Origin of the sequence: Marivirga sp., from assembly GCF_024636815.1 — a bacterium.
In the GTDB taxonomy this organism is placed as follows: Bacteria; Bacteroidota; Bacteroidia; order Cytophagales; family Cyclobacteriaceae; genus Marivirga.
The window spans coordinates 1-5,804 of the sequence record NZ_JAGXGF010000114.1 but is presented as its reverse complement, the minus strand read 5'-3'; the positions used below and the strand labels follow the sequence as shown (position 1 = coordinate 5,804).

Sequence of the window (5,804 nt, the reverse complement as noted above, 5' to 3'; positions counted from 1 at the left end):
AATCTAAATAGAAATTTATAGTTGCCATTCTTACGGACATATTTACGGACACGGACAAATTTACGGACAAAAAGATAATTATCAAGAAAAATGTAGGAATATTTAGATGCTGTTTTCGTTTATCAAATTTATAGACGAATATAAATTGATGCTTCACTCCCCTACTAGTGGTAGTTTCACGTAAACATCCCCTTACTCAACATCATCCCCGTCACTAAACAGCAACGGTATCTCGGATTCAGTAGTAAAAACAAAATGCTCAGAGGTGTTCAATTTGCTGCTACTTCCTAAAATCAATAAAAATTTTAATTAATATATCAATTACACTTAGTGCCTATATAATAATACTAGCTATCTTTAATAGCACTAAATAAATTTAGATATGAAATTCCTGAAAAGCTCCTTGGTATTTATTTCCATATTAATCTTTTCCTTCCATACTGCTGTTGATCATGTTTACATTTGTGACAGTAACACATCGAAAAAATACCATTATAAAAAGGATTGTAGAGGCTTAAATGCTTGTAAAGCAGAAGTGGTGAAAGTGACCCTATCAGATGCGAGAGGATCTAAGAAAACACTTTGTGGTTGGGAGGATTAAGATTGGTCAACTCCCCTACTTCAAAACTATATAAATAAAATACTATTCTATAATTAAAATTAAGCCCTGCTTTCATTTGGTAGCTTACAGCTATTAAGTACCTATTTCAAGCAGGACTTAATTTTTAGTCTTTATCAAAAGGGTTTTTTACGAGCTTTATCTTTCCTAAATCTGTTTAATTTCTTTCGCAAAGTTGAGGTCGATCTACCTACTTGATCAAATAATTCTTGCAGGGATTCCAACTGTGCCTCTTCTACAATATATTCAAATTTCTCATCCGCAATATCTCCTTTATATTTGCCTATATATTCCTTTAATCTATGTAAAGTGAAGCCAAAAAACATGGTTTCATATAGCTCCAGATTGATGAATGAATACCTTCTCGGATCATTAAAATCAATTTCACTTCTAATCGGAGCCAACAATTCATGAAAAATTAATAATAAGGATGATTGACATTCAGATTGGATATCTTCAATTGCATTTTTTGCCAAAGTGAATACCTAAAATAGTTTTATATCTTCTGGGATTGTAAATCTCAGATCAAAATGAGATACAAAATAGGAATTATTGTCAGTCCAGTTGCGTTCTAAACCGGCTGAAATGTTTGCCCAGATTCCATCTTTAATATTTATTTCTCCCCCCAGTGCCAAGTAAAAGAAATTTGATTTAAGGTTTTCATTACGCTTTACTTGAATTTCACCAAATCCTTTATAACTATTTGAGCCTCCATAAAATCTGGATGTTAATGAAGTAATACCATATTCTATACTGTCATTAGTAAAGTAGTTATAATTGAACCCAAGAAGTATTTGACCATTAGTACCAACAGGTGCTCCGTAAGTAGACCATAAGGAGAATTTATTAAATTCAATATTTTCAGTAAGACTATCTGGTGAAGAACCTAGCATAGCTAATGCAACATCAAGTTTTTGCTTATTCCAATTTCTTTCTTTGAAACCCTGTTTTAAAGTATCCAGTCGATAATCAAAATTTGCTTCATAATCTTCTATTTTCTTGTTTATATATTCATTCATACTTGTTAGTTTAACTTCACTTTGTGCAACATCCTGAATATTTAAATTATTATTGGTAAGATATTCAGCCTGATATTTATCTTTCAACTCTCCTTTATCAGCCAATAGTTTATATATGTGTCTGCGATATTGTTGATCATTTTTCAAATCTCCCTTATCAATTAATGTAGTCCTAAAACCTATTGATACATCTGTAGTAGTACTATTTTCAGGATTTCTTGATGTACCTAATGAAAGTCTAAGATTATATAATTGCGAGTTTTTATCATAATCTTCTAAAGTAAGTGATCCTGATTTCATGAGGATGTAAGGAGCAAGTTCAGCAGCGAAAGATTTTGGTAGTACAAATCCATCTCCACCCCCTATTTCAGAAATCATCAGAGATAAGGCTTGCGGGGACGAAGGTCTTAAAATGTTACTGGGATTTGTCCCAAGCATCTTAAAAGCAGGCATATCTGGAACTGCAAAATCAAGCCTAAAATTCTTTATAAGGGTTGTATCTTCTTTACTTTGCGCAAAAAGTGTAGTTGCAGTTGCCAATAGACATATTGTAATTATTATTTTTTTCATAAGGTCTCCATTTTTATAAAAATTAGTGAACTTTGAGCAGATCCTGTATTTCCACCTTCGTCTTTTGCAGAACCTAGTAGATTACTTCCCTGATATACCTCTGCTGAAATTGTATAATTTTTCACATTACTAGGATCTTGAGCAATAAACTCTGTTCTAAGCTGGATTAGACGCCCATCGTTAGCCTTTAACGGCATTGGTAGTTGATATGTATCATCTTGAGGGTTTTGGTTATTCCCTTTTTCATATACCACTTTATGATTGCTCTCAGCTTCCCATAGAGTATACGTATAAGAGGCTAATAAAAATCCTGAAAATTTAAAGGAGACTTTCAAAGCTTCTCCATTTGGGTTAAATTCTATAGTTTTCATTATTTAAACTTTACTTTTTACATTTATTATTTTATCATTAATTCATTCAATAACATCATCACCATCTGATCCATCAGAATTGATTTTCACATCATTGAATGCCTTCTCACTTTCTTTTAAACTTTTCGCTTCAAGCAAATTAGCTTCTGGTTCTAGTTCTATTATTCCATGCCTAGTAACAAGTTCAATCCATGTAGTTTCTGATCGTTTCATGTTAGAAATGGCGCTAGTCGATGGTGGATTTTTCTCAGGATCGGAGTTACCTCCTTTATCTATTCTTTCCAAGGTAGGTTCGGGAAGGTTTAATAACTGACTAGTTGATAATTGTCTAAAGCTACCTTTCCATGGTTGTCGACTTTCATACCAATAAATTACTACATCTCCAGGTTTAGGTGAGTTACTGTGACGGTCTCCTGATATCTCTTTCTGACCAAGTTCTTGAGTGGCTATTTGTATTAATTTATCCATATACAAGTGCAAAGGTTTTTGATTGAGCAATAAAGTTCTTAAGTTCAATTAATTAATACAATACCTATATTTAGGTATTTTTCTCATTATCATATTCCTACTAAATTTGATGTTGTTTAGTTTAGAGCCTTAAAAATCTTAGATGTTCTGATGATTTGATGTCATAAATACGTAGCTTCACTGGCAAAAAAACACCATTATGAAAAAGAAAATTTTACTTGGATTTGGAGTATTATTACTCCTATTTATTATTTGGGTAGTTTACGGATTGTTTTTTGCAACCCCAGTAAGCCCACCCGCAACAGTCACTTATAATGAAGCCGGATTGGAAATTACCATTGATTATAGTCAACCTTCAAAAAAAGGTAGACAGATATTTGGTGAAGAAAGCGAAGGAGCTTTACAGCCTTACGGTAAATACTGGAGACTGGGCGCCAATGCAGCAACCGAAATTAGTTTTAATAAAGATGTCACTTTCGGTGGAAAAGCAGTAGATGCCGGAACATACCGCATGTATGCAGTTCCTGGTCCCGATACATTTGAAATCACCTTAAACAGTGAAACGGACGTTTTCTTTGGAGCAGCAGAACCTGATTATGATTTGGATGTACTAACAATTGAAACTCCGGTACAACAACCTGCTTCTGCTGTTGAGACTTTTACCATTGGCTTTAACTCAACTGACAATGGTGCCAATATTAACTTTAGTTGGGATCAAACTATGTTTCAAGTTCCTGTAACACTTCAATAAAAATGGCATTAACTGCAAAGAAATTGGTCTTCCCCTAAAGGGATATACAATACTATTAAGTTAAACTTTGAAGTCTCATGTTTTTATCCAAAGTGTTATGCGGTTTGATTGTTGGACCCAACCTTAGAATTATTTCAGGCCTATATAATGTCAGCCCTACGGGCCTTAGGCTAGTTTTTTTTTGGTTTAGTTACCATAATTTTACCCCGATGGGGCAAAAGGTTTTCCTGTAAAGTATCAAGTGAGTTTCCATTGGAGAAGAAAAATCACCTTAACTTAATAGCATTGAGGGATAGACTCAATGAATAGTACATAGTAAAATGCAACAATTTGAATTGAATATTAATGCCTAATAAAATTAAAACGCAAAAGAATTTCTGTGCGCTTTACCCCTTCGAGGGACAGAGGGCTCTACCAATCAATCGGCCTATAATCCTTTAAAAATTTACCGCACCAGTGTTTGCCGGTATTGATGCCATCGAACAAAGGATCCATCACACGTGCAGCACCATCCACTATATCTAAAGGCGGCTGGAAATCATGCTCTTTTTCTTTCTTTTTCGCCAATTCAGCAGGATCTTCATCCGTTACCCATCCGGTATCTACCGCATTCATATAAATGCCATATTTAGCAAAATCAGATGCTGCAGTATGCGTCATCATATTCAATGCCGCTTTGGCCATATTCGTATGCGGATGACGGTCTTCCTTATGATATCGATGGAATTTACCTTCCATAGCGGAAACATTGATGATATGTTTCTTTCCCGTATCGTCCTTCTTCATCAGAGTCGCTAAACGATTGCATAACACAAAAGGCGCAACAGCATTTACCAATTGCACTTCTACCATTTCAATGGTATTAATCTCTCCTAATTTTAATCTCCAGCTATTGGTTTTTCTTAAATCTACTTGTTGCAAATCAGCATCTAATTTTCCTTCCGGGAATACTTCTTCTGCACTTAATGAATTATCGATACTATATGGGATTTGAGACAGCTTAGCGGAATTACTGAGCCCCACTCCTAGTCTTTTTCCATGCCAACTTACAGGTAGATTCTTTTGCCCATCTGCAACTCCCTCGCTTAATTCTTGCAGTTCAGTTACGCAAGCTACATGATCTGAAAGTAATTCCTGTGCGGAGGCTGGTAATTCAGAGATAGCCTTTTCTTCATTTGGCATTAAGTGCTGATAAAAACCCGCTGGTCGCCTTACAGTCTGTGCAGCATTATTAATCAATACATCCAGCCTGTCATATTGCTGCTCAATAAAATTACAGAAAATCTCTACGCTAGGAATATGTCTTAAATCCAAGCCATGAATTTTCAGTCTATGCTTCCATTTGTGGTAATCGTCTTCTTTCGCAAAACGAAGCGCTGAATCAACCGGAAAACGGGTAGTTGCAATCACAGTGGCACCTGCCCTCAGCATCATTAACGTAATATGATAGCCAATCTTCAATCGAGAACCCGTGATCAGTGCCACCTGACCGGTTAAGTCTGCGCTTTGGTAGCGCTTGGCATAATTGAAATCACCGCAGCTTGGGCACATCGTATCATAGAAATGATGCAGAATGTCATATTGATTTTTACAAACATAGCACTCACGAGGATTTTCCAATTTTACATCAGACTTGGGAATCTTGCCTGTTAAAGCAATCATTTTGGGAGCCTCAAAAACTAAAGCCTCGCGGGCACTTCTTATTCCTGTCTTATTTCTTGCAGCTTTATCCTTTTCTTTGATTTTTCTCTTTTCAGATTTCCTGGCTTCTTTCTTTCTCCTTCGAAATTCTTCCCTGCTCGGTCTAGAAAATAGGCCTGCTGCCATCAGCAAGGCTGTTCTTTTCTCTTTGGGGATGTTAAAAATTTGATTGGTATCCAAATTCAATGTCTCTAGAAGAGAAATGCAATCATCAATTTGTTCTTCACTGAAAGCTTTGGGCTTGCTTTCTTCCTGAATTTCTGTCATATATCAATTTTGAAGCCACAAAAATAGTCATGAATATT

At 35.4% G+C, this 5,804-nt stretch carries 7 protein-coding genes; 2 read left to right on the top strand and 5 right to left on the bottom strand.

What is annotated here, in order from left to right:
* Nucleotides 1-382: 382 nt before the first annotated feature.
* Nucleotides 383-601 (top strand): hypothetical protein, encoded by a 219-nt coding sequence (locus Q0L29_RS08895; protein WP_296620941.1) that lies wholly within the window; start codon nt 383-385, stop codon nt 599-601.
* 134 nt (nt 602-735) lie between these two features.
* On the opposite strand, the gene Q0L29_RS08890 is transcribed toward Q0L29_RS08895, so the two are convergent.
* The 4 genes from Q0L29_RS08890 to Q0L29_RS08875 are packed head-to-tail and all read right to left on the bottom strand — an operon-like array spanning nt 736 to nt 3,047.
* Nucleotides 736-1,095 carry a hypothetical protein gene (locus Q0L29_RS08890; RefSeq protein ID WP_296620939.1) on the bottom strand — a complete coding sequence of 120 codons (360 nt, stop codon included), beginning with the start codon at nt 1,093-1,095 and terminating at the stop codon, nt 736-738.
* A gap of 9 nt (nt 1,096-1,104) precedes the next feature.
* Nucleotides 1,105-2,208 (bottom strand): hypothetical protein, encoded by a 1,104-nt coding sequence (locus Q0L29_RS08885; RefSeq protein ID WP_296620938.1) that lies wholly within the window; start codon nt 2,206-2,208, stop codon nt 1,105-1,107.
* Nucleotides 2,205-2,579 (bottom strand): hypothetical protein, encoded by a 375-nt coding sequence (locus tag Q0L29_RS08880; protein ID WP_296620936.1) that lies wholly within the window; start codon nt 2,577-2,579, stop codon nt 2,205-2,207. The genes Q0L29_RS08885 and Q0L29_RS08880 overlap by 4 nt, the downstream gene beginning before the upstream one ends.
* Nucleotides 2,580-2,621: 42 nt before the next feature.
* Nucleotides 2,622-3,047 carry a hypothetical protein gene (locus Q0L29_RS08875; RefSeq protein WP_296620935.1) on the bottom strand — a complete coding sequence of 142 codons (426 nt, stop codon included), beginning with the start codon at nt 3,045-3,047 and terminating at the stop codon, nt 2,622-2,624.
* Nucleotides 3,048-3,246: 199 nt separating this feature from the next.
* Between Q0L29_RS08875 and Q0L29_RS08870 the strand changes: the two genes are divergently transcribed.
* A complete protein-coding gene (locus Q0L29_RS08870) occupies nt 3,247-3,798 on the top strand; it encodes a DUF2911 domain-containing protein (protein ID WP_296620934.1) in 552 nt (183 codons plus the stop codon).
* Between the two features lie 411 nt (nt 3,799-4,209).
* Here the strand turns inward: Q0L29_RS08870 and Q0L29_RS08865 are convergent, their stop codons facing one another.
* Nucleotides 4,210-5,766: an SDR family oxidoreductase gene (locus Q0L29_RS08865; RefSeq protein WP_296620932.1), complete on the bottom strand. Its 1,557-nt coding sequence runs from the start codon at nt 5,764-5,766 to the stop codon at nt 4,210-4,212.
* Between the last annotated feature and the right edge of the window lie 38 nt (nt 5,767-5,804).

Coding starts and splice junctions, on each gene's coding strand:
- Q0L29_RS08895 (WP_296620941.1), top strand. CDS start 383: ATGAAATTCCTGAAAAGCTCCTTGGTATTTATTTCCATATTAATCTTT.
- Q0L29_RS08885 (WP_296620938.1), bottom strand. CDS start 2,208: ATGAAAAAAATAATAATTACAATATGTCTATTGGCAACTGCAACTACA.
- Q0L29_RS08880 (WP_296620936.1), bottom strand. CDS start 2,579: ATGAAAACTATAGAATTTAACCCAAATGGAGAAGCTTTGAAAGTCTCC.
- Q0L29_RS08875 (WP_296620935.1), bottom strand. CDS start 3,047: ATGGATAAATTAATACAAATAGCCACTCAAGAACTTGGTCAGAAAGAG.
- Q0L29_RS08870 (WP_296620934.1), top strand. CDS start 3,247: ATGAAAAAGAAAATTTTACTTGGATTTGGAGTATTATTACTCCTATTT.
- Q0L29_RS08865 (WP_296620932.1), bottom strand. CDS start 5,766: ATGACAGAAATTCAGGAAGAAAGCAAGCCCAAAGCTTTCAGTGAAGAA.